The organism is Streptomyces sp. NPDC002476 (assembly GCF_042889785.1).
Classification (GTDB): domain Bacteria; phylum Actinomycetota; class Actinomycetes; order Streptomycetales; family Streptomycetaceae; genus Streptomyces.
On record NZ_JBIARH010000010.1, the window covers coordinates 74,843 to 100,679 of the forward strand.

A 25,837-nucleotide genomic window follows, 5' to 3' on the forward strand; every position below is an offset into this window, starting at 1 on the left:
GTCCCCCGTGACCGAGAACACTCAGCAGACGCCAGCCAGCAACCCCGAACTGCCGACCCAGTACGCACCGGCCGAGGTAGAGGGGAAGCTGTACGAGCGCTGGGTAGAACGGGGTTACTTCGAAGCGGACGCGAAGAGCGACAAGCCGCCGTACGCGGTCGTCATCCCGCCGCCGAACGTCACGGGCAGCCTCCACCTGGGCCACGCCTTCGAGCACACGCTCATCGACGCCCTCACGCGCCGCAAGCGCATGCAGGGCCACGAGACCCTGTGGCAGCCGGGCATGGACCACGCCGGCATCGCCACCCAGAACGTCGTCGAGCGCGAGCTGGGCAAGGAGGGCAAGTCCCGCCACGACCTCGGCCGCGAGGCCTTCGTCGAGCGCGTCTGGAAGTGGAAGAACGAGTCCGGCGGACAGATCTCCGGCCAGATGCGCCGTCTGGGTGACGGCGTCGCCTGGTCCCGAGAGCGCTTCACCATGGACGAGGGTCTGTCCCAGGCCGTCCAGACCATCTTCAAGCGGCTCTACGACGACGAGCTGATCTACCGCGCCGAGCGCATCATCAACTGGTGCCCCCGCTGTCTGACGGCGATCTCGGACATCGAGGTCGAATACCAGGACGACGACGGCGAGCTCGTCTCCATGAAGTACGGCGACGGGGACGACGCCATCGTCGTCGCCACCACCCGCGCCGAGACCATGCTCGGTGACACGGCCGTCGCCGTCCACCCCGAGGACGAGCGCTACCGGCACCTGATCGGCAAGCTCATCAACCTGCCGCTGACCGACCGTTCCATCCCGGTCGTCGCGGACGAGCACGTCGACCCCGAGTTCGGCACCGGCGCCGTCAAGGTCACCCCGGCGCACGACCCGAACGACTTCGAGATCGGCCAGCGCCACGACCTGCCGTCCATCACCGTGATGGACGAGCACGCCGTCATCACCACCCCCGGCCCCTTCCAGGGCCTGGACCGTCTGGAGGCCCGCTCGGCGATCGTCGGCGCCCTGCGCGCCGAGGGCCGGATCGTCGCCGAGAAGCGGCCGTACGTCCACTCCGTCGGCCACTGCTCGCGCTGCAAGACCACCATCGAGCCCCGCCTGTCCATGCAGTGGTGGGTCAAGGTCGGCCCGCTCGCCAAGGCCGCCGGCGACGCGGTCCGCGACGGCAAGGTCGCGATCCATCCGCAGGAGATGGAGAAGCGGTACTTCGACTGGGTCGACAACCTCCACGACTGGTGCATCTCACGGCAGTTGTGGTGGGGCCACCGCATCCCCGTCTGGTACGGCCCGAACGGCGAGGTCGTCTGCGTCGGACCCGACGACGAGGTCCCCACCGGCGAGGGCTGGACGCAGGACAGCGATGTCCTGGACACCTGGTTCTCCTCCGGCCTGTGGCCGTTCTCCACGCTCGGCTGGCCGGAGAAGACCGACAGCCTCGCGAAGTTCTACCCGAACTCCGTCCTGGTCACCGGCTACGACATCCTCTTCTTCTGGGTCGCCCGGATGATGATGTTCGGCCTGTACGTCAACGACGGCGTCCCGCCCTTCCGCACCGTCGTCCTGCACGGCATGGTCCGCGACGAGTTCGGCAAGAAGATGTCGAAGTCCTTCGGCAACGCGGTCAACCCGCTGGACTGGATGGACAAGTACGGCTCCGACGCGCTGCGCTTCACCCTGGCGCGCGGCGCCAATCCCGGGGTCGACGTCCCGATCGGCGAGGACTGGGTCCAGGGCTCCCGCAACTTCGCCAACAAGATCTGGAACGCCACGCGCTTCGCGCTGATGAACGGCGCCACGGTCGAGGGCGACCTCCCGCCCGTCGAGCAGCTGTCGGTGACCGACCGCTGGATCCTGTCGCGCCTCGACAAGACCGTCGCCGAGGTCGACGCGTACTACGACGACTTCCAGTTCGCCAAGCTCAGCGAGGCGCTCTACCACTTCGCGTGGGACGAGGTCTTCGACTGGTACGTCGAGCTGTCCAAGACCACGTTCTTCGCGGGCGGCGAGCAGGCGAAGGTCTCCGGCCGGGTCCTCGGCGAGGTCCTCGACGTGATGCTGCGCCTGCTGCACCCGGTCGTCCCGTTCGTCACCGAGACGCTGTGGACCACGCTCACCGGCAAGGAGTCCGTCGTCGTCGCCGACTGGCCGAAGGACCGCGGCTTCCGCGACGAAGCGGCCGAGCAGGAGATCGCGCTCGTCCAGCAGGTCGTCACCGAGGTCCGCCGGTTCCGCTCCGACCAGGGCCTCCAGCCCGGTCAGAAGGTCCCGGCCGAACTCACCCTGGACGGCACGGCGCTCGCCCCGCACGAGGCGGCCATCCGTCAGCTGCTGCGCCTCCAGCCCGCCGGCGACGGCTTCCACGCCACCGCGTCGCTGCCGGTCGCCGGCGCCACGGTCGCCCTCGACCTGTCCGGCACCATCGATGTCGAGGCCGAGCGCAAGCGCCTGACGAAGGACCTGGGCGCCGCCGAGAAGGAGAAGGCCCAGGCCAACGGCAAGCTGGCCAACGAGGCGTTCCTCGCCAAGGCCCCGGACAACGTGGTCGACAAGATCCGCGGCCGTCTCGCCAAGGCCGAGGCGGACATCGAGCGGATCACCGCCCAGCTGGCGAACCTGCCGCAGGGCTGAGCGGAGTCCTGACGAAGCCCCCGTACCCCCGCCGAGGCGCGGGCGGGCGGGGGCTTCGCCGTCCCTGTGTACGAGGGGAGCACGGGAGCCCGTCGGCGGCCGTCGGATGTCGTACGGCCGGGCTCCGGAGGCCGGGCCCGTGTCCGGGACAGCAGGGCCGGGGCTCCGGCGCGTCGACGGGCCCGCGACCGGAGCCGTCACCGTCCCGCGGTCGGGCGCCGCGCGTGTCGCCGTCGCCGATCCGTAGACTGGCCCTGTGAGTGAGCCCCGCCCTTCCGACCGGCACGACGCCTCCGATTCCGACGACGCCTTCGCGGACATCGTCGACGAAGCGACCCAGCGCGACCCCGACCTGGCAGTGATCGAGGCCGGGAGCCGTACGCTGCGCACCCGCTCGGGCCTGCCACAGGGCCCGGCCGTCCCCGCCCGCCCCGCCGACCCCGAGGTGGACAGGGCGCTGCGCGAGGTGGAGCAGGAGCTCGCCGGGCGCTGGGGCGAGACGAAGCTGGAGCCCTCCGTCACGCGCATCGCCGCGCTGATGGACGTGCTCGGCGAGCCGCAGCGTGCCTACCCCTCGATCCACATCACCGGGACCAACGGCAAGACGAGCACGGCCCGCATGATCGAGGCCCTGCTCGGCGCCTTCGATCTGCGCACCGGCCGCTACACCTCGCCGCACGTCCAGTCGATCACCGAGCGGATCAGCCTGGACGGCGCCCCGATGGACCCGGAGCGGTTCGTCGAGACGTACCGGGACATCCAGCCGTACGTGGAGCTGGTCGACAGCCGGCAGCCCTACCGGCTCTCCTTCTTCGAGGTGCTGACGGGCATGGCGTACGCGGCGTTCGCCGACGCGCCGGTCGACGTCGCCGTCGTCGAGGTCGGCATGGGCGGCAGCTGGGACGCGACGAACGTCATCGACGCCCCGGTCGCCGTGATCACCCCCATCTCGCTGGACCACACCGACCGGCTGGGCGCCACGCCCGCCGAGATCGCCGGTGAGAAGGCCGGGATCATCAAGCAGGACGCGACGGTCGTCCTCGCGCAGCAACCGGTCGACGCGGCGCAGGTCATGCTGAAGAAGGCCGTCGAGGTGGACGCCACGGTCGCCCGCGAGGGCATGGAGTTCGGCGTGGTCTCCCGCGAGGTCGCCGTCGGCGGCCAGTTGCTGACACTGCGCGGGCTCGGCGGCGAGTACGAGGAGGTCTTCCTCCCGCTGTACGGCGCCCACCAGGCGCACAACGCGGTGGTGGCGCTCTGCGCCGTGGAGGCGTTCTTCGGGGTCGGCGCCGAGCGGCCCGGCCCGCTCGACCCCGACACGGTCCGCTCGGCGTTCGCCTCGGTGGTCTCGCCCGGCCGTCTCGAAGTGGTCCGCTCCAGCCCGACCGTCGTCCTGGACGCCGCCCACAACCCGGCGGGCGCCCGCGCCACCGCCGACGGGATCACCGAGTCGTTCGGCTTCTCCCGGCTCATCGGGGTCGTCGGCGTCAGCGAGGACAAGGACGTCAAGGGCCTTCTCGAAGCCTTCGAACCGATCTTCGCCGAGATCGTCGTCACCCAGAACTCCACTCCCCGTGCGATGGATGCCGACGCCCTGGCCGCCGTCGCCGTCGAGGTCTTCGGCGACGAACGCGTCCAGGTCGAACCCCGTCTCGACGACGCGCTGGAGGCGGCGATCACTCTCGCCGAGGAGGAGGCCGAATACTCGGGCGCGGGCGTGCTCGTGACGGGTTCCGTGATCACGGTCGGCGAGGCCCGACTGCTTCTGGGAAGGCGCTGACCCGTGCGAATGCTCTGCGCGTCGACGCTGATCGGTGAATTCTTCGTGATCGGATTCGCCGGCCTCGTCGCGATGAAATCGGACGACCTCACGACCTCCACGGTCTGGACGGTCTGCGGCATCGGCATGGTGCTCTCCGTGCTGCTCTGCGGGATGATCGGCCGCCCCGGTGGCACACAGCTCGGCTGGGTCCTCCAGATCGCCCTGGTGGCCAGTGGTTTCTTCGTCCCGATGATGTTCGTTCTCGGCCTGGTCTTCGGCGGTCTGTGGTGGGCCTCCGTCCACTACGGCCGGAAGATCGACGAGGCCAAGGCCCGGTGGGCGGCCGCGGAGGAGTCGGCAGAGGCCCCCGCCGGTGGCTGATCCGTCATCCTTTGGCCAAACCCGGTCGCGGCCTTGCCCCCACCGCCCTGTAGCCTCGCCTCACCGCACTCGCATGCCCGCAAGGAGCCGCACACCATGACCCAGCGCACCCTCGTTCTGCTCAAGCCCGACGCCGTCCGGCGCGGACTGGTCGGCGAGATCGTCGGGCGGATCGAGCGCAAGGCCGGCTGGCGGATCACCGCGCTGGAGCTGCGCACCCTCGACCGCGCCACCCTGGAGCAGCACTACGCCGAGCACGTGGGCCGCCCGTTCTACGAGCCGCTCGTCGAGTTCATGCTGTCCGGTCCGGTCGTGGCACTGGTCGCCGAGGGCGAGCGGGTCATCGAGGGCATCCGTACACTGGCCGGGCCCACCGACCCGATCGCCGCCGCGCCCGGTTCCATCCGCGGCGACTTCGGCTCGATCGTCCGGGAGAACCTCATCCACGCGTCGGACTCGGAGGAGTCGGCGGAGCGGGAACTGAAGCTTTTCTTTCCCGGACTTTTCTGACCTCGAATCAGCCGAACAGCGCTCATGCCCCGGGGCGACCGAATTAATTCGGTCGCCCTTCGGCGTACGAGTCGGGGTCGCGGGAACGCATCACTCCGACGTAACGTCACCATGAGTGGAACGGCCACCCGTTCCGCCCACAATGGCGAAGGACCCTCGCACGGTGTCCGTGCACACGGCACTACGATGGAATCTTCCACGCCCACAGCGCTCACCTCGCCGACCAGAACAAGCCATCATCGCTTTCCTGGGAGGCCCGACGCATCCTCATGGGGAACAAGGGGAACTCAATGTCGTTCATCGGTCGTGACATGGCTATCGACCTCGGGACTGCCAACACGCTGGTGTACGTCAGGGGGCGCGGCATCGTACTGAACGAGCCGTCCGTCGTGGCCATCAACACCAACACCGGCGGCATCCTGGCGGTCGGCTCCGAGGCCAAGAAGATGATCGGGCGCACTCCGGGCAACATCGTCGCCGTGCGCCCGCTGAAGGACGGCGTGATCGCCGACTTCGAAATCACCGAGCGGATGCTCCGCTACTTCATCCTGAAGATCCACAAGCGCCGCTACCTGGCCCGTCCGCGGGTCGTGGTCTGCGTGCCCTCCGGCATCACCGGGGTCGAGCGCCGCGCCGTCATCGAGGCGTCGACGCAGGCCGGCGCCCGGCAGGTGCACATCATCGAGGAGCCCATGGCGGCGGCCATCGGCTCCGGGCTGCCGGTCCACGAGGCCACCGGCAACATGGTCGTCGACATCGGCGGCGGCACCACCGAGGTCGCGGTCATCTCGCTCGGCGGCATCGTCACCGCCCAGTCGATCCGGGTCGCCGGCGACGAGCTGGACAACGCGATCATCCAGCACATCAAGAAGGAGTACTCGCTCCTCCTCGGCGAGCGCTCGGCCGAGCAGATCAAGATCACCATCGGTTCGGCGGACGACCTGCAGAAGGACGAGCACACCGAGATCCGTGGCCGCGACCTGGTCTCCGGACTGCCCAAGACCGTGGTCATCTCGGCCGCCGAGGTCCGCAAGGCCATCGAGGAACCGGTCAACGCGATCGTCGACGCCGTGAAGACCACGCTCGACAAGTGCCCGCCGGAGCTCTCCGGCGACGTCATGGACCGCGGCATCGTCCTCACCGGCGGCGGCGCGCTGCTGCGCGGGCTGGACGAGCGGCTGCGCCGCGAGACGGGTATGCCGATCCACATCGCCGAGGACCCGTTGGACTCGGTGGCGCTCGGGTCCGGCAAGTGCGTCGAGGAATTCGAGGCGCTCCAGCAGGTGCTGGACGCCCAGCCCCGCCGGTAGACGGCAGGGCACGAGCCCGCGGGCGGACGGGCGCACGCGGGTGGACAACCCGGCAGTCCGTCGTACGGCCCCCTGAGTTCCGTACGGCGGATCGCTGATATACAGGCACGAACATTCCGACGAGGAAGGCACGGCCGCCGCACGTGAGGGACACACGAGAGAGCCGGCTGCTCCTGGTGCTGCTGATCGCCATCGCGTTCGCATTGATCACGGTGGACATCCGAGGCGGCGAGGGATCACCGGTGGACGGCGCCAGGCGGGCCGCCGCCGCCGTCTTCGGCCCGGTCGAGAACGGCGTCGCGGCCGCCGTCGATCCGGTGGGCAACGCCATAGGGGCGGTGCGCGACTCCGGCACCCGGCACAACCGGATCGCCGAGCTTGAGCGCCAGAACGCCGCGCTCAAGACCGCGCTCGGCAGCGACGACCGCAACCGCAACCGGGTCCGCGAGCTCGACAAGTTGCTCAAGAAGTCGGCCACCGGGCAGTACGGCATCAAGGCCGCCGAGGTCATCGCCATAGGAGCCGCCCAGGGCTTCTCCTGGACGATCACCATCGACGCGGGCTCCCGTGACGGCATCCGGCGCGACATGACCGTCATCAACGGCGACGGGCTCGTCGGCCGGGTCACCACCGTCGGCCCGGAGACCGCCACGGTGCTCCTCGCCAACGACCCCGACTTCACCGTCGGCACCCGCATGGAGAAGACCGACGAACTGGGCTTCGCCACCGGCCAGGGCTCCCGGCCGCTGTCGGTCCAGTTCCTCAACGGCAAGGCCAAGGTGAAGAAGGGCGACCGCCTGGTCACCTTCGGATCCAGCAAGGGCAAGCCGTTCGTGCCCGGCGTCCCGGTCGGCGAGGTCGTCCGCGTCGACCCGTCCGGCGGCGGCCTGACCCGTACCGTCTACGTCCGCCCGTACGTCGGGTTCACCAAGCTCGACATCGTCGGCGTCGTCGTCCAGGCCCCGCGCGAGGACCCCCGCGACATGGTCCTGCCGAAGGCCCCGGCCAAGCCCGCCAAGCCGAAGCCCACGCCGACCGTCACCGTGACGATCTCGCCCAACGGCGACATCGTCGACACCGACGGCAACGTCGTCGGCAACATCCACGAGAGCCCCGACCCGAGCGGCGGCCCCGACCCGAGCGGCAGCCCGGGCGCCCGCACCGCCGCGGACGACGAGCAGAGGTAGCGCCGATCCCCATGCGTCTGAACCGGATTCTGCTCTCCACCGTCCTGGTCGTGGTGGCGCTCGTCGTCCAGGTCTCGGTGCTCGCCCGCCTCCAGCTCCCCGGCGCCGTGCCCGATCTGCTGCTCCTCGTCGTCCTCGCCCTGGCCTTCGTGTACGGACACACCAGCGGGGCCCTGATCGGCTTCGGCGCGGGCCTCCTCGCCGACCTGGCACCGCCCGCCGACCACGCCGCCGGGCGCTACGCCCTGGTCCTCTGCGTCATCGGCTACCTCGCCGGACTGGTCAAGCCGGAGAACGGGCAGCTCAGGTCGGCCGCCGTGCCGATGGTCGCGGTCGTCGGCGCGGCGATCGGCTCGACCCTGCTGTACGCGCTGGTCGGCGCGCTCGTCGGGGACACGGCGGCCCGTCACGTGGGCCTCGGCAGCCTGCTGTTCACCGCCGCCCTCTACGACCTGCTGCTCGCCCCGTTCACCGTCCCGCTGATCATGGCCATCGCCAGACGGACCGTGAACGACCCGGTCGCCGAGGCGTCCGGCGGCGGCGACGTGTCCTCCGGATGGCTGGCCTCGGGCACCGGGCTGCGGGTCGGCGACCAGCGCGGCGGACTGCGCGTCAGGGCCACACGCACCGGACGGATCAAGGGAGTCAAGCGACTGTGAGGCCGCACCACCGGGCGGGCACCCCGGGCGCGAACCGTGTCCCGGGCGCGCCCCGTACCCCCGGCACATCCGGCACCCCCGGCCCGTCCCGTACCCCGTCCCGCGCCCCGGGCCCGTCCCACGCCCGGTCCCGTACCCCCGGCCCGTCCCGTCACAGCGGCCCGCACCGCATCTCCAGCCCGACCACCCTCGGGGGCGCCTCGTGAGCAACATCCCCGAGACCGGCCGGACCCCCAGGGTCCAGATCCGTCTCGTCGTCATCCAGGTCCTCGTGTTCTCGCTGCTGTTCACCCTCGGCGGGCGGCTCTGGTACCTCCAGATCCGCAACGGCCAGGAGTACAGCGACGAGGCGAAGAGCAACCACGTCCAGCAGGTCGTGCAGCCCGCCGTCCGCGGCTCCATCCTCGACGCGCGCGGCGTGCCCCTCGCCGACAACGAGACCCGGCTGGTCGTCTCCGCGAGCCGCACCGAGCTGATGAAGATGAAGGACGAGGGCGAGGACGTGCTGACCCGGCTCGCGGGCGTCCTCGACATGAAGCCCCGCGAGGTCATGGACAAGGTGCGGCTCTGCGACGCGAAGACGCCCCAGCCCTGCTGGAACGGGTCGCCCTACCAGCCGATCCCGATCACCGACGAGGCCACCACCCAGCAGGCCCTCACGATCCGCGAGCGCGCCGAGGACTTCCCCGGCATCACCGCCGAACCCACCGCCGTGCGCCGCTACCCCGCGCCCGGCAAGGCCAACACCGCCCAGGTCCTCGGCTACCTCTCGCCGGTCACCGACGAGGAGATCAACAAGGCCCAGGACACCGACTCCCCGTACCTGCGCTCCGACCAGGTGGGCCGCTCCGGCCTGGAACGCACCTACGACAAGGAACTGCGCGGAAAGGCCGGGGTCACCCGCTACGAGGTGGACAACCTCGGCCGGGTCATCGGCGAGGCCAAGAACGACGAGGCGCAGCCCGGCTCCTCCGTCGTCACCTCCATCGACGCCCGGGTCCAGGCCGTCGCCGAGTACGAGCTCAACGAGGCCATGAAGACGGCCCGCCAGTCGTTCGACAAGAACACCGGCGAGAACTACAAGGCCGACTCCGGCGCCGTCGTCGTCATGGAGGCGAAGACCGGGCGCGTCGTGGCAATGGCCTCGCTGCCCAACTACGACCCCAACTCCTGGGTCGGCGGCATCTCCGCCAAGGACTACGCCAAGCTCACCGGCCCCAAGTCCAACTTCCCGCTGCTGAACCGGGCCATCCAGGGGCAGGCCGCCCCCGGCTCGATCTTCAAGGTCGTCTCCTCGACCGCGGCGGTCAACGCCGGTTACCCCTTCGACGGCCACTACCCCTGCCCCAGCTCGTACAGCATCGGCGGGCAGGTCTTCAAGAACTTCGAGTCCCAGGGCTACGGCGACATCACCATCGGCCGCGCCCTGGAGGTCTCCTGCGACACCGTCTACTACGGCATCGCGCACAAGGAGTGGCAGAAGGACGGCGGCACCAAGCCGAAGAAGAACCCCAAGGACTGGTTCTACAAGACCGCCCACCAGTTCGGCCTCGGCAAGGAGACCGGCATCGACCTCCCCAACGAGGTCACCGGCCGCGTCCCCGACCGCCAGTGGAAGCAGAAGTTCTACGAGGCGAACAAGGACGCCTGGTGCAAGCAGGGCAAGAAGGACGGCTCGTACGTCGAGAAGATCGCGTACGAGAACTGCCTCGAAGGCGACAGGATGCGCGCCGGTGACTCCGTGAACTACTCGATCGGGCAGGGCGACACCCTCGTCACCCCGATCCAGATGGCCACCATCTACGCCGCGATCTCCAACGGCGGCACCCTCTACGACCCCACCGTCGGCAAGGCGATCGTCAGCGGCGACGGCAAGAGCGTCGAGGAGATCAAGCCCAAGTCGCACGGCAAGCTGCCGTTCACAGGCAAGACCCGCGACGAGATAGACGAAGCCCTCGCGGGAGTCGCGACCCGGGGCTCGGCCGCCTGGCGGTTCGGCGGCTGGCCGCAGGACAAGATCCCGATGCACGCCAAGACGGGCACGGCGGAGGTCTACGGCAAGCAGACGACCTCCTGGTTCGCCACGTACACCAAGGACTACTCGATCGTCATGACGATCTCCCAGGGCGGCACCGGCTCCGGCGCGTCCGGGCCCGCCGTGCGCAACATCTACGACGCCATCTACGGCCTCGACGACTCCGGCAAGCAGGACCTGAAGAAGGCGCTGCTGCCCACGCCGCAGAAGTCCCTGCCGAAGATCCAGTCGGACGGTTCCATCGAAGCCCCGGAGATCAAGCCCTACAACCCCGCCTCGCAGAAGCCCGCGCAGGAACAGACCCTCGCGGCCGTCCTGGGGAGGCGCGACTGATGGCCGGCTTCTCCGTCTCGCGCTACACCCCCGAACGCTCCGCCTGGGGCAAGCTCCTCGCCCGTGACTCCGTCGTCCGCCGGCTCGACTGGCCGCTGCTCGGGTCCGCGCTCGCGCTCTCGTTCATCGGCTCGCTGCTCGTCTGGTCGGCGACCCGGGGACGGGACTCGCTCACCCACGGCGACCCGTACTACTTCCTGCTCCGGCACGCCCTCAACACGGGCATCGGCTTCGCCCTCATGGTCGGCACGATCTGGCTCGGCCACCGCACCCTGCGCGGCGCCGTGCCGATCCTCTACGGCGTCTCGGTGCTCTTCGTGCTGGCGGTCCTCACCCCGCTCGGTGCCACCGTCAACGGCGCGCACGCCTGGATCATCATCGGCGGCGGCTTCTCCATCCAGCCGTCCGAGTTCACCAAGATCACCATCATCCTGATCATGGCGATGCTGCTCGCCGAGCGCGTCGACGCGGGCGACCATCTCCACCCGGACCACCGGACCGTCGCCAAGGCGCTGGGCCTGGCGGCCGTGCCGATGGCGATCGTGATGGGGATGCCAGACCTGGGCTCCGTGATGGTCATGGCCGTCATCGTGCTCGGGGTGCTGCTCGCCTCCGGCGCCTCCAACCGCTGGGTGTTCGGCCTGCTCGGCACGGGTGTGGCCGGTGCGGTCGCGGTCTGGCAGCTCGGTCTGCTCGACGAGTACCAGATCGCTCGTTTCGCGGCCTTCGCCAACCCGGCGCTCGACCCCGCGGGCGTCGGCTACAACACCAACCAGGCCCGCATCGCGATCGGCTCCGGCGGTCTCACCGGAACGGGCCTGTTCCAGGGCACCCAGACCACCGGCCAGTTCGTCCCCGAGCAGCAGACCGACTTCGTCTTCACCGTCGCGGGCGAGGAACTCGGCTTCCTCGGCGCCGGGCTGATCCTCGTGCTGCTCGGCGTCGTCCTGTGGCGCGCCTGCCGGATCGCCCGCGAGACCAGCGAGCTGTACGGCACGATCGTCGCCGCCGGGATCATCTCCTGGTTCGCCTTCCAGTCGTTCGAGAACATCGGGATGACGCTCGGCATCATGCCGGTCGCCGGGCTCCCGCTGCCGTTCGTGTCGTACGGGGGGTCCTCGATGTTCGCCGTCTGGGTCGCCGTCGGGCTGCTCCAGTCGATCAGGGTGCAGCGGCCGATAAGCGCCTGAGAGCCACCCGGCAGGCTCCGAGCCGGTGAACCTTCCCGGCCGGAGCGCTAGATTCGGTCTATGGCGGACTCGAAGCGTGAGATCGAGCGCAAGTACGAAGCCACCGCGGAGACCCGGCTCCCCGATCTGAGCCGGGTGGCCGGGGTCTCGTCCGTCGTCCACCAGGGCGTCGGCGAACTGGACGCCGTCTACTACGACACCGAGGACCTCCGGCTCGCGGCCGCTTCCATCACCCTGCGCCGCCGCACCGGAGGCGACGACGCCGGGTGGCACCTCAAGTTCCCGGTCGCCTCCGGCATCCGCGACGAGCTGCGCGAACCGCTCTCCGACACCCTGCCGCGCTCCCTGGCCGGACTGGTCCGCTCCCGGGTGCGCGACGGCGCGCTCGTCCCCGTCGTCCGGCTGCGCACCGCCCGCGACGTCCACCGCCTGACCGGCGCCGACGGGTCGTCGCTCGCCGAGGTCTCCGTCGACACCGTGCATGCCGAACGGCTGATCGGCGGCGAGGCCGGACAGCAGCCCGGAGGGCGGCCCGGCCGTGGCGGCACGGCCGTCTGGACCGAGATCGAGGTCGAACTGGCCGACGGCACCGACCCCGCCCTCCTCGACGCCGTCGAGAAGCGGCTGCGCAAGGCGGGCGTCCGCCCGTCCGCGGCCCCGTCCAAGGCGGCGCGCGCGCTCGCCGAGACGGACCCGGGAAACGGGCGGGGGACAGGAGACGAGCGGGGGACCGAGGACGGGCGGGCCGCGCTCCGGGGGGCCCGGACGGACTCCCAGGAGGACACCGCACGCCGGGAAGCCGTCGAGACCGTTCCGGGCGTCCGGAAGGACAAGGCACGCGAAGGGACCGCTCCGGGCACCCGGGAGGGCGCCGGACCCGTCACCGCGGGCGATCACGTCCTCGCGTACCTCCGCGCCCAGGCCGAGGCCATCGCCGCCCTCGACCCGGCCGTGCGCCGCGACCTCCCCGACTCCGTGCACCAGATGCGGGTCGCCACCCGCAGGTTCCGCAGCGCGCTGCGGACGTACCGCAGGATCCTCGACCGCGGCGTCACCGACCCCATCGGCGACGAGCTGAAATGGCTGGCCGCCGAGCTCGGGATCGACCGCGACCAGGAGGTCCTCGACGCCCGGCTGCGCGCGGCCCTGGACACCCTGCCCCGCACCCTGGTCCTCGGGCCCGTCCGCGCCCGGCTGCGGATCTGGTCGGGGGCCCGCCGGGGCGGTTCCCGGCGGGCCACCGTCGAGGTGCTCGACGGCGATCGGTACCTGGCCCTGCTGAACCGCCTCGACGCCCTGCTCGCCGACCCGCCGCTGCGGTCCGCCGCGTCCCACGCCCCCGGGCGCGCGCTGTCCCGCGCCGTGCTCAAGGAGTACGGGCGCCTCGCGGCCCGCGTCGGCCACGCCCTGGAGCTTCCGCCCGGCCACGACCGGAACCTCGCCCTGCACGACGCCCGCAAGGCAGCCAAGCGCGCCCGCTACGCGGCGGAGGCGGCCCGCCCCGCGCTGGGCAAGCCGGCCCGGCGGTTCGCCTCGCGGATGAAGGCCGTGCAGACCCTTCTCGGGGACCACCAGGACAGCGTGGTGGCCCGTGACGCCCTGCGGAACCTGGCCGTCCAGGCGCATGCGGCGGGTGAGCAGGGGTTCACCTGGGGGCTGCTCCACGGGCGGGAGGAGGCGACGGCCGCCGAGGAGGAGCGGCAGCTTCCGGCGGTGTGGGAGCGGGCCGCGAGACCGAAGGTGCGCAGGGCCCTGGGAGGCTGAGCGGGGCGAGCCGGAGCGGACGGGGGAGAGGCGGGCGGAGCGGGCCGCGGGGCGCTCGGCGGAGGGCACTGGGAGACCGGACGCCGGGGTACGCTGGATGGTCACCCTTGCCGGCTCTCGAAAGTTCGCGATGTCTGTCGATTCGGTCTTCCCACAGCTCGAAGCTCTGCTCCCGCATGTGCAGAAGCCCATCCAGTACGTCGGCGGTGAGCTGAACTCCACCGTCAAGCCGTGGGACGAATGCGACGTCCGCTGGGCGCTGATGTACCCGGACGCGTACGAGGTCGGGCTCCCCAATCAGGGCGTCATGATCCTGTACGAGGTGCTCAACGAGCGCGAGGGCGTCCTCGCCGAGCGCACGTACAGCGTGTGGCCGGACCTCGAAGAGCTGATGCGCGAGCACCGGGTCCCGCAGTTCACGGTGGACAGCCACCGGCCGGTCAAGGCGTTCGACGTCTTCGGGCTGAGCTTCTCCACCGAGCTCGGCTACACCAACATGCTCGCCGCGCTGGACCTCGCGGGCATCCCGCTGGAGGCCCGGGACCGCACCGTCGACGACCCGATCGTGCTGGCCGGCGGCCACGCCGCGTTCAACCCGGAGCCGATCGCGGAGTTCATCGACTGCGCGGTGATCGGTGACGGCGAGCAGGCCGTGCTGGAGATCACCGACATCGTCCGCGCCTGGAAGGCCGAGGGCCGCCCCGGCGGGCGCGAGGAGATCCTCTTCCGTCTCGCGAAGACCGGCGGCGTGTACGTCCCGGGCTTCTACGACGTCGAGTACCTCCCGGACGGGCGCATCGGCCGTGTCGTGCCCAACAGGTCGGGCGTGCCGTGGCGGGTGTCGAAGCACACGGTGATGGACCTCGACGAGTGGCCGTACCCGAAGCAGCCCCTCGTTCCCCTCGCCGAGACCGTCCACGAGCGGATGTCCGTCGAGATCTTCCGCGGCTGCACCCGTGGCTGCCGTTTCTGCCAGGCCGGCATGATCACGCGCCCCGTGCGGGAGCGAAGCATCACCGGCATCGGCGAGATGGTCGAGAAGGGGCTCAGGGCGACCGGCTTCGAGGAGGTCGGGCTGCTCTCGCTGTCCTCCGCCGACCACACCGAGATCGGCGACATCGCCAAGGGCCTCGCCGACCGGTACGAGGACGACAAGGTCGGCCTCTCGCTGCCCTCCACCCGCGTCGACGCGTTCAACGTGGACCTGGCCAACGAGCTGACCCGCAACGGCCGCCGCTCCGGACTCACCTTCGCCCCCGAGGGCGGCTCCGAGCGGATGCGCAAGGTCATCAACAAGATGGTCTCGGAGGAGGACCTGATCCGCACGGTCGCCACCGCCTACGGCAACGGCTGGCGCCAGGTGAAGCTGTACTTCATGTGCGGGCTGCCCACCGAGACCGACGAGGACGTCCTCCAGATCGGTGACATGGCGGTCAACGTGATCGCCAAGGGCCGCGAGGTCTCCGGCCAGAACGACATCCGCTGCACGGTCTCCATCGGCGGTTTCGTGCCCAAGCCGCACACCCCGTTCCAGTGGGCCCCGCAGCTGAGCGCCGAGGAGACCGACGCCCGGCTGGCCAAGCTCCGCGACAAGATCCGCGGCGACAAGAAGTACGGCCGTTCCATCGGTTTCCGCTACCACGACGGCAAGCCCGGCATTGTCGAGGGCCTGCTCTCGCGGGGCGACCGCCGCGTCGGTTCCGTCATCCGCGCGGTCTACGAGTCCGGCGGCCGCTTCGACGGCTGGCGCGAGTACTTCAGCTTCGACCGCTGGATGATCGCCGCCGGGAAGACGCTGCCCGAGTACGGCGTGGACGTCGACTGGTACACCACCCGTGAGCGCAGCTACGAGGAGGTCCTGCCCTGGGACCACCTGGACTCGGGCCTGGACAAGGACTGGCTCTGGGAGGACTGGCAGGACGCGCTCGACGAGACCGAGGTCGAGGACTGCCGTTGGACGCCGTGCTTCGACTGCGGCGTCTGTCCTCAGTTCGACACATGGCCACAAGTAGGACCGACGGGTAAGAAGCTGCTCCCGCTTGAGGTCAAGAAGTAGCCGTGACCAGCGGCGATGCTGTCCAGAGGATGGCTGAGACGCTCGCTGGCATGAGCGAGGCGGAGCGTACCGAGATCCTTCGAGGGCTCGGGACGAAGGAGCGTGAGCAGGCTTCCCGCCCTGTGCGGCGAACGCCGCTCCCTGCTCCTCGGCAAGATCCGGACATCGTCTCGGCGGTCGAGTGGGTGTAGCTGACGAGAGGCGTCCGGGCCGTAAGGGTCCGGGCGCCTTCTGCGTGGCGCCGATGGACAGCATCGGGTCGCATCGGGGTGAACACGCCCTCTTGACCCGCAGGTTCCGACAGAGTGAAGGTCGTGCAACCAGGCGCAACGCGCTCGACAGGGAGGGACACCATGGCCTTACGGTTCGTCGGTAAAGATCCCGAGTCCGGAGATCACGGATCACCCGCTGTGTGGGTGGACCAGGAGTCGAAGGATCTTGTGATCCAGGGGTGGACAGCAGACGAGCGGACCACGGGCGAGAGCTCGCGAGATGTGCCGATCCCCGGGCACGAGTCGGTGATCAGGGTTCCGAAGCGGATGATCCCGCTTCTCAGGGAGGCGCTCCGTGTCGCAGAGTCTGACTGACTTCTCTGACCTCATCAGGTCAGTGCAGGAGTCAGCCGTGCATCTTGAGATGCGCGACACGTACGGCGTCGAGAACGAGATCGAAGGCTTCGCCGCGTGGAAGCAAGGGCGCCGGCTCGACCCTGAGGACCGGGGTTCGTGGTGGCGTCCCTGGCTCGACCTCGTTCAGGAGGTCACGGCCAAGGGCGTGGTCATCCGACGTGCCCGCATCGTCTCGGAGCCGGTCAGCGATTACATCGCCTTCGAGCACTCGGGCACCTTTACGAACGTGGCGGCCGGAGAGCAGATCCGTTGGCTGCCCCGTCGCAACGCCTCGGACCTTGCCCTGCCGGGCAACGACTTCTGGCTGTTCGACGGCCGCCTTGTCCAGTTCAACGTCTTCGACGGCGTCGGCCGGTGGGTCCACACTGACCAGACGGAAGACCCTGCCGCAGTTGATCTGTGCGCGTCGGCGTTCGAAGCGGTGTGGGAGCGAGCCATCCCGCACGAGAAGTACGCCGTCTGATTCCTGACCGGTCAGCTCATGCCTTCCTCTCCACTCTCCAGCGCCCAAGCGGCACGAGCCGCTGTGGCTGCCCGCTTGCAGGGCCTCATGCAAGACGCTGGCCTGACAGGGCATGAGCTGGCCGCTCTGTGCGGCTGGCACAAGTCGAAGTCATCCCGGATCGCGCGGGGCAAGACGCCACCCTCGGACGCAGACATCCGTGCCTGGTGCGCTGCCTGCGGGGCCGACGATCACGCGGCCGATCTGATCGCTGCGTCCCGAAACGCAGAGTCGATGTACGTCGAGTGGCGGCAGATCCACCGTGACGGGATGCGGCGCATCCATGAGCAGACCGTCCCGCTGTACCAGCGGACCCGCTCCTTTCGCGTGTACGCCTCGAACGTCATGCCGGGGATGCTCCAGACCCCCGGCTACGCGACAGGGCTCCTACGGTCCATCACGGCCTTTCAGGGGACACCGGACGACGTGGCGGACGCCGTGCAGGCTCGGGCCCAACGGTCCCGCGTGATCCGGGAAGGGGACCATCGGTTCGCCCTGGTGCTCGAAGAGACGGTTCTCTACTACCGGGTGAGCGACGATGCCGCGATGGCGGCCCAGCTTGAACACGTGCTCTCGGTCATGGGGCAGCAGAACGTATCCCTCGGCATCATCCCCGCACGGGCCCGCCGTACCGTCTGGCCGCTCGAAGCCTTCTACGCCTTCGACGATCAACAGGTGGCGGTGGAGACTCTCACCGCAGAGATCAACCTGACCACGCCCGGCGAGATCCGTACGTACCTCCGGGCCTTCTCCGAGCTGTCCCGATCCGCCGTGCGCGGAGCCGAAGCCCGCGCCCTGATCACGAAGGCTCTCGCCGCCCTCGGGTGAATCCGTGCAACCGCGTGCAACAGCGTGGACCCCTCACGACCCCGCTCCCTACGGTCTGTTCATCGACCTCGGAAGCGACAGGGAGGGCGCGACGGTGACGAGGACAGAACCCACGCGATGGCAGGAAGTGCCGGTGGAGCTGCCGCTCCGGGAGGAGCGCCCTGCGCCCCGTCCAGTACCCGGGTGCCCCGAGTGCGCGCGGCTCGGCCAGCTCCGGAAGGCGGCCGGGATGGAGCACGACAGCACCACGGTCGCTGACTGCAACATCCTGCTTCGGATGCACGGGACCGGCCACTGATGGACATGCAGACGTGGAGGGACGCCAGAGCTCAGGCGACGGACGCGACGGAGTCCATACGTGCGGCACTCGCTGCGCTCGGGGTTCCCGAGTCCGCGTGGAGCAGCGTCCGGCCCGTGGTGACACACACCGGGCAGGCGTACGTCCATCTCGGGATGATCCGCGCTGACGCGGTCGAGCAGATCGCAGAGGCGCTGCGGGTGCCCTCGGCTCGATGAGCCGTTCACAGAACCCTGTCCCCGCCGCCCTCCCTGCGGGAGACAGGTAGACCCCCGACCGGACAAGGCTTGAACAGGGACAGGATGTGTCCCCTCTGAGTTGACGTGCTCAGGTTCTCCCCCCGGTCCGCTCCTTCACTGGAGTGCCGCCCTGGGCGGTGAGGGCATCGCTCCGGACTCAGGGAAGCCGGGGCATCCACTCCAAGACTTCCGTCCGCTACGGGCGGGGGACGGCCCTGTCCGGGCCGTCAGCAGATCAGGAAGGGCACAACGATGACCGACCTGTACGGGCTCCCCATCGAGGGAGCCGAGTTCTCGAAGGCGTGCGGCGGCAGTACCCACCCGGACGGGGAGGCGTGCGTGACGCTCGCGAAGATCGGGCCGGACGCATGGGCCATGGGTGACAGCAAGCGCCCGAACGCCGAGCCGCTGCGCTTCACCACGGCCGAGCTGGACGCTGCGGGCATCGACCCCGCCCGCTTCGACCTCTCCGCCTGATCGACGGCACCACCTGAACTGACGGCCCCGCCCTCACGCCGACGGGCGGGGCCGTCGTCATCTCTCGGAACGGAGCAGAGGTGCACCACCACGGTTACGCATGGGTGGGGGAGAAGAAGACGTTCGACAAGGAGAGCGTCCGCAGACCGCCCGGCCAGGCTCCGGCGGCCACCAGTGAGCAAGAGGTGCACGACCGGTACCGGGAAGCCGTGGCAGTCTTCCCGACTACCGACCTCCCTCCGATCCAGACGGCGCACTGGCTGATGAAACCGCCCTCGATGATCCGGGGGACGTGGGAGGAGCCCAAGGAGGCCGGCGAGTGGCTGGGCCTTCAGCTCGCAGAGTTCGCACCCCGGTTCGCCTCTGAGCAGGATCGGGAAGTGACCAGGCTGGTTCTCCTGGTGAAGGGCGCGGTCGAGCGGTTGACGTGGGGAGGAGATGTATCCCTCGGCCACTACCTGAAGGGCACTGTCTTCCACTCCGTTGCTCTGGTGACGTGCTCGCCAAACCGCTCCGCTCCGGACCTGCCCTGTCCCGCCCAGTAGGCCAGTGCATGACAGCGGCCCCCGGCGTATGCCGAGGGCCTGTCTGCGTCCGTGTGCGCCTGTCTCAGGCGCTCTCTCCCAGGTGGCGGTACAGCGTGGCGCGACCGATTCCCAGGGCCTTTGCGATGGCTGTGACGCTGTCTCCCTTGGCGTGCCGGGCACGGGCTACGGCCAAGGTGTCATCGTCCACGACGGACGGACGCCCCCCGACGTTGCCCTTACGGGCCGCAGCTTCCAGCCCTTCCAACGTCTTCTCCCGGATGCCTTCCCGCTCCACCTCGGCACTCACGGCAAGGACGGCGAACACGATGGCACCTGCCCCGTTCGGGTCGTACACACCCTGAAGCGGACCGGACAGGAGTTCCAGTTGGATGCCGTCCGCCTGAAGGGTGGAAGACAGAGTCATCAGCTCTGACGCACTGCGGGCGAGACGCTTCATCTCGACCACGGTCAGGATGACCGGCTGATTCGGTGCGGCTGCCTTGATCTCCCGTGCCAGCGTGAGCGCCTTCTCAAGCTCCGGCCGCTCCTTCACACGGGTACTGATCTTCTCCGAGAACACGCGGGTGCAGTCGGCACGGGCGAGCATGTCCAACTGAGACTGGAGTTCCTGCCCGACCGTGGAGCAACGGGCGTAGCCCAACCGGATCGCTGCGCCCGGTATCGCGTCGGGTGCCTGCGGAACGGGAGCGCCCTCCGTCCACGCCTTACCGGGGTTGCGGTCGGTCGGAGTCTTCACGGTCAGTTCCGCCTTGAGCGCGGGCACCAGGGCGAAGCGGCCCGTGTGGTAGTTCGCTGCCACCCTGCCCGTGGTCGTACGGCAGGGGCTACCGGCGGGGGCTTCGCACTTCGGGCAGTCGTGGCGTTCGACCTGTGCGGCCGGGGTGTTCGTGGTCATGACGAGACCGTCTCATAAACGTGTCCCGAAAGCCAGCGGTGAGGGTGATCTTTCGGGACGGGTTTCGGGACGGTTGGGTCGGGGTGAAACGGACACGCTCCGAGCGTGGCCCGCTCGTCCCGAAAACGAAGGTTTGTGAGACGGCCTCTCGCGGGGTCGTCGTGGCCCTGGTGCTCCTGCTCGGTGGGGCGCTGGTGCGCCCCGTCTCCGGCCTGCCTCTGCCCTGACTGACTGCCTGTCCTGTCGAGCGGCTGTGCGCCTGTCTGCCAGCCTGCCGCTTCGCTCTCGTCCCCCGCGAGGCTTGCGGCCTGTCGGCCTCACAAGGAAGCGCACGGCCGTTCGCCTGCCGTCTGGCATGGGCAAGCCGCCAACGGCGGAGGCAAGGGCAAGGGTCACGCTGACCAGGGCAACGGCGAAGGGGGTGGGGGTATGACCCCCCGAGGGGTCCTTGCCGGACCGCCATGTCATACCGGCCAAGATCGTGCCACGGTTTCAGGGTCTCTCTGGCTGGCCTGTACTCCAGTCGGCGGCGGCGTAGCGCCTGGTCACAGGCTTGCGCTGCCTCCTTGGCGACGGCGGAGGAGTGCACAGAATGGAGCCTTACGTCCTGTGGGGCGCGGCAGCGCCCCCTTGGGCTTGCGCCTGTCGGCCCCCTTCGGGGCCGCTCTGCCGTAGAGGCTTCGGACTGTAGCGGCCGTCCGGCCGCCCATGCTGCTTACTGCTTCGCCGGTGCCTGCCACTTGGGGCGCTGCCGCGCCCCCCACTTCGCTTGTCGTAGGTCGAAGATGCCTTCCTCTGTCGGCCCCTTCGGGGCCGCAACTGTGAGGACAAAAAGAAGAGAGAGGAGACGAACGTTTCCGCAGGTGAGGTGCCGACCAGCTACACGGGAGGCGTGTGCTGGCTACACGCGACGGATGCAGTAGTCACCGGTCGAGGTGAAGGCGGCACGGTACCGGTGCGCCCTTCCTCTTCTGGAAGAGGTGGTAGGGGAGGAGCAGGCAAGCGGCCCCCGACCGGGGAGAGACAAGGGCGAGTTGCCTGGCGCGGGCCAGAGCGTTGTTCGTGCTCTGATCGGACAGGGGCATGCCCTCCTTGCCCAGCAGTGCTGCGAGCTTGCCGGGACCAAAGCTTGCGTGTCCCTGGCGGTCGGCCCACCCGAGGGCTGCGAAGTGGATGCGGTAGGCGAGCGGGTGCCGGGGGTCTCGGGCCATCCGCTGGTACTCCTGTTGGGAGACGCCGCCCCAGGTGCGGCCCTGTCCGAAGTCGATGCTGCTCGTACTCATCGGCCGGTCGCCTCGGCGCCGGCGCAGTCGTGGTGCGGCTCCCCGTCGGCGAGCGGTGATGCGCAGACCTCACAGGTCCAGACGATTTCGATGGTGATGTTCAAGGGGTGGCGACCTCCTGGCGGCGGCCGAGGGCAGCGCGTAGCTGTGCCTCGGCGGGTGAGTGGAAGTCGCGCAGTACCGTCCTGCGCTTCGGGGTGCCCTTGGCTTCCCCTGCCAGCCCCTTGGGATGGCGGCCCCTTCGCGGAGTGGCCAGCTCTACCGCCGTCACACGGCGGGAGCTACGGTGTCCGCTCCTCGAAGGAGCGGGAGGATCTTCTTACACGGCAGGTTGTTCGGTCGTCAACCTGATCGGAGGAACCCCCGCCCTTCTCGCGGCAGGCGAGACAGGGCAGGGGCGCGGGTCCGTCAGAGCTTGGCGGCGAACTCGTCGCCCTTGATGACGAGACGCTCGCGCACATCGCGAGGGATCTTCAGCCGTAGGTGCACGGACGGAGCGCGCACGCCCTTGACCCTGGTCCGAGTCACCTCGCAGGTGACGCCGACGCGGCGCAGATCCTCGGCCATGGCTTCCATGCCTCCCGACTCCCACACCTCGCGGAACGTCTTCCCGTTGTGGACGAGCGTCCAGCGGTCCTGCGTGGTGTCGGGGTCGATCACGCTCAGTTCGTCGGTGAGCTTGTCGAGCGTCTTCTCCGCCTGCTCCTGAGTGAACCGCGTCTTCCTGTAGCGGCCTCCCGGCTCCAGGCCCGTCATGTAGTAGGCGATGGCCTCTTCGAGTCGCTTCACCTCGGCCCGAGCCTCCGCCCCCTGCGCGTACTCCCGAACCTGTACGGGAAAGTCGCCGAGGACTCTCAGCACGTCATTCACGAGCACGTCGTACACACCCTGTGGATCGGGTGCGCCGAGCCCGCCGCTCTTGCACTTCTGGCACCGGAGGTACTGGTACTGGCCGAACTTGTTGGTCGTGACGTGCACGGTCATGTTCGACGTGCAGTCGACACAGGTAAGGACTCCCAGGAACTGCGTCGCGCCGTGCGTCTGGCGCTGGGGTTGGTTCTTGCCGCGCCGGTCGATGGCCTCCTGGAGTTCGTCGTACTCCTCTTTGGTGAAGATGGGATCGGCCACCCTGATCGGCTTGCCGTCGTGTCCGAGTATCAGCTTCGAGCGGCGTACGCCGCCGTTCTTGTTCTCCTCCACCCGGTAGCCCATGAGCGCCGGGTTACGGAGGCGCCGGAGGAGAGTCGAGGTAGTGAGCCCTGGGGACATGAGCCCGGAGCGGACGAGGCACCGAGCCATGCGCCGGGCAGACACTCCCCGAAGCGCCATGCGGCGAGCCCAGTGCAGTGCCTTGTGTGCGTTCGGCTCGATGGCAAGGGAGGGCTTTCCGTTCGCCTTCGTGGTGACGAAACCGTACGCAGGCTTGCCGACGAACCACGCGTCCTGAGTCCGCGTGTAGTCCCACAGCGACGCGACCCGTGTCGACGTGTTCGCCGCCTCGATCTCGGCGATGCCCCCGATGAGCGTGACCACCATCCGGCCGACAGCCGTTTCGAGGTCGATGCTGTCGTTCTTTGACACGAGGTTCTTCCCGTACCGCTCGCACCACTCGATCATGGTCGAGAGATCCGACATGCGGCGGATGAACCTGTCGAGCTTCCAGAAGAGCAGGACATCGAACTCCGGGGCACGGTTGTTGAGCCACTCGCCCAGCTCCTTCCGCTTCCACGGCGGAACCTTCGTCGCCGACACGTTGAGATCAGAGGCGATGCCGACGACGCGGCACCCCTTCTCTCTGGCCAGGAGGCGGAGGTCCAGCTCCTGCCGTACCGGCGACGTCGTGTCTTCCGTAAGAACGGACAGACGGATGGACAGCAGGGCGCGCGGAGCGTCCGCAGGGAGTAGAGCCTCCGCCTTCTTCAGGTCCTCCAAGAGGGCCAGGTCTGAGGCAGTCCACTCGGTCTCGACGGCATACGTCTTCATGGGCCGGAGCGTATGTATGGATGTAGCCCTGTGTCCATCTGCCCTCAGATGGACACCAGCATCCAGACCGGCAAGAAGCTGCTGCCACTGATGGTGAAGAAGTAGCGGAAGCAGCGCGACGCCGTCCGACGAAGGCTGTCGGACGGGCGACCGGAGGACGGCGCGGACGGGACCGGCCGGATTCGAACCGGCGTCCTCGCGGTTTTGGAGACCGCGCGCGACGACCTCTGCGCTACGGCCCCGCCCGGGCCGACAGCGTAGCCCGTACATGACACGAATCCGGGGGCGTGGCCGTGACCGGGGACCGCGCTCGGTCCTCGGGTCCAGGCCCGGATCCGCGCCCGCCGTCGGGCCCGGCATCGGGCCCTGGCCCGGTGCCGGGCGGGTCGGGGTTCCGGCCGCGCGGGTGCCCGGCGGAGGGCCGGGAGCGGTGGGGCGCGCGGTGCGGGGAGAGGGGTTCCGGAGCTCCGTGACGCCTGCCGACGGCAGTCGGCGGAGCGGGGGCGCCCGAGCCCTGGGAACCCGGGAGCGGCCTTGCGCGTACTCTGGGTATTGCAACGACTGTGCCCAGCGCGGCGCCCGCACCAGAGATCTCCCCGCTCGGAGGACAGACCACCGAGCGGGCGTGAGCCGGACGGACACCCCGGGCCACCCCGCATTTCGTGGGCGGCATGCCACCGCGTCCGCCCCGCACCGAGGAGAAGAACCACTGGGCAAGCGACAGCCCGAAGGCCCGCCGCCCGCACCGGCGGTGCAGCGCATCCGACTGCGCTACACCAAGCGCGGCCGCCTCCGGTTCACCAGTCACCGCGACTTCCAGCGCGCCTTCGAGCGGGCACTGCGCCGTTCCGAGGTGCCCATGGCCTACTCGGCAGGGTTCACCCCGCACCCGAAGGTGTCGTACGCCAATGCTGCCCCCACCGGCACGGGCAGCGAGGCCGAGTTCCTGGAGATCGCCCTCACCGAGGCGCGGGACCCGGCCGTTCTGCGTGAACTGCTCGACGCTTCGCTGCCGGACGGCCTCGATGTCGTCGACGCCGTGGAGGTCCGTACGTCGGGTCTGGCCGAGCGGCTGGCCGCCTCCGTGTGGGAGCTGCGTCTCGACGGGGTTCCCGTCGAGGAGGCGACCGCGGCCGTGGACGCCTTCAACGGGGCGGAGATCGTCGAGGTGCAGCGCCGGGCGAAGAACGGCGTGCGGACCTTCGACGCCCGCGCCGCCGTGGTCGACCTGCGGGTCCTCGATTCCCTGCCTGATGGGTCCGAGGGCAGGCCCTGTGCGATACTGCGGCTGGTTGTTCGGCACGTGACACCTGCCGTCCGACCTGACGACGTCCTGTCCGGTCTCCGCGTTGTGGCCGACCTGGCGCCGCCGGTCCCGGTAGCGGTGACCAGGCTGGCGCAGGGGCTCTTCGACGAGGAGTCCGGCACGGTGACCGACCCGCTCGCGCCCGACCGCGAGGCAGCCCCGGCCGCCCCACCCACGGCCGTCGGGACCGCTGTCGCGACGGCGCCGGAAGGTGCAGGTTCCGCGTAAGGCGGTCGTTGCAGCGCAGCCCTGAGACTCGGGAGCCACCTGGGTCGGACCGCGCGATGACCAATAAGACTTTCGCCAGGCCGTGCGCACCTCGCGTACGGAACCGGCGAGCCAGACACCGAGCTCCCGTGCGGCGCCCGCGCCCCGGACGGCGGTATCGCGCACATCACGCGAACCGCGACGGACCGGAACCAGACGCGGCGCCCGGGAGCCTGACGGGAGAAACGCCCGCATGCCCCAGGCCAACGAACCCGGCACGACCGGGAACATCGAGAACATCGAAGAGAACAACGCACCCGGCGACAAGCTGCCGCCGCGCCGCAGGCGCCGCGCCGCGTCCTGCCCGGCCGGTCCGCCGGTGACGGAGACGCAGGACGTCGACGCCCCGGCCATAACGGCCGTCGACGTCATGGTGACCGACATCGCCACCGCCGAGACCGACAGCACCCCGGAGCCGGAGGCCGCGCCGCCCGCGCGTCCTCGTCGTCGTGCTGTCCGTAAGGCGACGTCTCCGGCGGGTTCGCCGAAGGCGGTCGAGCCCGTCGAGATCGTCGAGGGGCAGGCCGAGGAGGTGGCCGAGGCCGCGCCGGAGGTCGTGGAGGCGGCTCCGGTCCGTCCTCGTCGTCGTGCTGTGCGTAAGGCGACGTCTCCGGCGGGTTCGCCGAAGGCGGTCGGGCCTGTCGAGATCGTCGAGGGGCAGGCCGAGGGGGTGGCCGAGGCCGCGCCGGAGGTCGTGGAGGCGGCTCCGGTCCGTCCTCGTCGTCGTGCTGTGCGTAAGGCGACGTCTCCGGCGGGTTCGCCGAAG

20 protein-coding genes, 1 tRNA gene and 1 pseudogene are annotated in these 25,837 nt (G+C 69.7%); 17 read left to right on the forward strand and 5 right to left on the reverse strand.

All coding sequences use genetic code 11. The features are described 5' to 3' along the window. Positions 1–7 precede the first annotated feature (7 nt). The 15 genes from ACFYXM_RS14635 to ACFYXM_RS14705 all read left to right on the forward strand — a co-directional run bounded on the left by ACFYXM_RS14635 (position 8) and on the right by ACFYXM_RS14705 (position 19,334). Entirely contained in the window at positions 8–2,629 is a 2,622-nt protein-coding gene (locus tag ACFYXM_RS14635) for a valine--tRNA ligase (RefSeq protein WP_389289359.1), read from the forward strand. A gap of 256 nt (positions 2,630–2,885) precedes the next feature. After that, positions 2,886–4,409: a bifunctional folylpolyglutamate synthase/dihydrofolate synthase gene (locus ACFYXM_RS14640; protein ID WP_389289360.1), complete on the forward strand. Its 1,524-nt coding sequence runs from the start codon at positions 2,886–2,888 to the stop codon at positions 4,407–4,409. 3 nt (positions 4,410–4,412) lie between these two features. Then, positions 4,413–4,772, forward strand: a complete 360-nt coding sequence (locus ACFYXM_RS14645) for a DUF4233 domain-containing protein (RefSeq protein ID WP_389289361.1) — start codon at positions 4,413–4,415, stop codon at positions 4,770–4,772. A gap of 96 nt (positions 4,773–4,868) precedes the next feature. After that, complete coding sequence (gene ndk, locus ACFYXM_RS14650; protein WP_389289362.1) at positions 4,869–5,282, forward strand: nucleoside-diphosphate kinase; 414 nt, start codon at positions 4,869–4,871, stop codon at positions 5,280–5,282. A 290-nt stretch (positions 5,283–5,572) separates the two neighbouring features. Beyond that, positions 5,573–6,592, forward strand: a complete 1,020-nt coding sequence (locus tag ACFYXM_RS14655; protein WP_360117287.1) for a rod shape-determining protein — start codon at positions 5,573–5,575, stop codon at positions 6,590–6,592. Positions 6,593–6,735: 143 nt separating this feature from the next. Further along, on the forward strand, positions 6,736–7,779 hold the full coding sequence (mreC, locus tag ACFYXM_RS14660; RefSeq protein ID WP_389289363.1) for a rod shape-determining protein MreC: 1,044 nt from the start codon (positions 6,736–6,738) through the stop codon (positions 7,777–7,779). An 11-nt stretch (positions 7,780–7,790) separates the two neighbouring features. After that, on the forward strand, positions 7,791–8,438 hold the full coding sequence (gene mreD, locus ACFYXM_RS14665; protein WP_389289364.1) for a rod shape-determining protein MreD: 648 nt from the start codon (positions 7,791–7,793) through the stop codon (positions 8,436–8,438). Between the two features lie 202 nt (positions 8,439–8,640). Continuing rightward, positions 8,641–10,806, forward strand: coding sequence for a penicillin-binding protein 2 (gene mrdA / locus ACFYXM_RS14670; RefSeq protein ID WP_389289365.1), 2,166 nt, complete (start codon positions 8,641–8,643; stop codon positions 10,804–10,806). Beyond that, positions 10,806–11,996, forward strand: a complete 1,191-nt coding sequence (rodA, locus tag ACFYXM_RS14675; RefSeq protein ID WP_389289366.1) for a rod shape-determining protein RodA — start codon at positions 10,806–10,808, stop codon at positions 11,994–11,996. Before mrdA ends, rodA begins: the two co-directional genes overlap by 1 nt. Before the next feature lie 60 nt (positions 11,997–12,056). Next, positions 12,057–13,760, forward strand: a complete 1,704-nt coding sequence (locus ACFYXM_RS14680) for a CHAD domain-containing protein (RefSeq protein ID WP_389289367.1) — start codon at positions 12,057–12,059, stop codon at positions 13,758–13,760. A gap of 130 nt (positions 13,761–13,890) precedes the next feature. Continuing rightward, positions 13,891–15,816: a TIGR03960 family B12-binding radical SAM protein gene (locus ACFYXM_RS14685; RefSeq protein WP_389289368.1), complete on the forward strand. Its 1,926-nt coding sequence runs from the start codon at positions 13,891–13,893 to the stop codon at positions 15,814–15,816. 567 nt (positions 15,817–16,383) lie between these two features. Beyond that, positions 16,384–16,908, forward strand: a complete 525-nt coding sequence (locus ACFYXM_RS14690) for a DUF6879 family protein (RefSeq protein WP_389289369.1) — start codon at positions 16,384–16,386, stop codon at positions 16,906–16,908. Positions 16,909–16,926: 18 nt separating this feature from the next. Then, the gene (locus ACFYXM_RS14695; RefSeq protein ID WP_389289370.1) at positions 16,927–17,775 is read left to right on the forward strand and encodes a helix-turn-helix domain-containing protein; all 849 of its coding nucleotides are present in this window, start codon (positions 16,927–16,929) and stop codon (positions 17,773–17,775) included. A gap of 789 nt (positions 17,776–18,564) precedes the next feature. Continuing rightward, positions 18,565–18,789 carry a DUF397 domain-containing protein gene (locus tag ACFYXM_RS14700; RefSeq protein ID WP_136230793.1) on the forward strand — a complete coding sequence of 75 codons (225 nt, stop codon included), beginning with the start codon at positions 18,565–18,567 and terminating at the stop codon, positions 18,787–18,789. 80 nt (positions 18,790–18,869) lie between these two features. Then, a complete protein-coding gene (locus tag ACFYXM_RS14705) occupies positions 18,870–19,334 on the forward strand; it encodes a hypothetical protein (RefSeq protein WP_389289371.1) in 465 nt (154 codons plus the stop codon). A 64-nt stretch (positions 19,335–19,398) separates the two neighbouring features. Here the strand turns inward: ACFYXM_RS14705 and ACFYXM_RS14710 are convergent, their stop codons facing one another. The 5 genes from ACFYXM_RS14710 to ACFYXM_RS14730 form a co-directional block, all read right to left on the reverse strand. Continuing rightward, positions 19,399–20,232, reverse strand: a complete 834-nt coding sequence (locus ACFYXM_RS14710; protein WP_389289372.1) for a recombinase family protein — start codon at positions 20,230–20,232, stop codon at positions 19,399–19,401. Positions 20,233–21,155: 923 nt separating this feature from the next. Then, positions 21,156–21,515 carry a hypothetical protein gene (locus tag ACFYXM_RS14715; protein WP_389289373.1) on the reverse strand — a complete coding sequence of 120 codons (360 nt, stop codon included), beginning with the start codon at positions 21,513–21,515 and terminating at the stop codon, positions 21,156–21,158. Between the two features lie 100 nt (positions 21,516–21,615). Further along, entirely contained in the window at positions 21,616–21,786 is a 171-nt protein-coding gene (locus ACFYXM_RS14720) for a hypothetical protein (protein ID WP_389289374.1), read from the reverse strand. A 137-nt stretch (positions 21,787–21,923) separates the two neighbouring features. Next, positions 21,924–23,498: a recombinase family protein gene (locus tag ACFYXM_RS14725; protein WP_389289375.1), complete on the reverse strand. Its 1,575-nt coding sequence runs from the start codon at positions 23,496–23,498 to the stop codon at positions 21,924–21,926. Positions 23,499–23,665: 167 nt separating this feature from the next. Continuing rightward, positions 23,666–23,740 (reverse strand) — tRNA-Trp (locus ACFYXM_RS14730). Positions 23,741–24,249: 509 nt separating this feature from the next. Here ACFYXM_RS14730 and ACFYXM_RS14735 point away from each other — a divergent pair. Both ACFYXM_RS14735 and ACFYXM_RS14740 read left to right on the forward strand, forming a co-directional pair. Continuing rightward, complete coding sequence (locus ACFYXM_RS14735; RefSeq protein ID WP_389289376.1) at positions 24,250–25,032, forward strand: TIGR03936 family radical SAM-associated protein; 783 nt, start codon at positions 24,250–24,252, stop codon at positions 25,030–25,032. 232 nt (positions 25,033–25,264) lie between these two features. Continuing rightward, positions 25,265–25,837: pseudogene (locus tag ACFYXM_RS14740) on the forward strand (ribonuclease E/G); the annotation flags it as partial.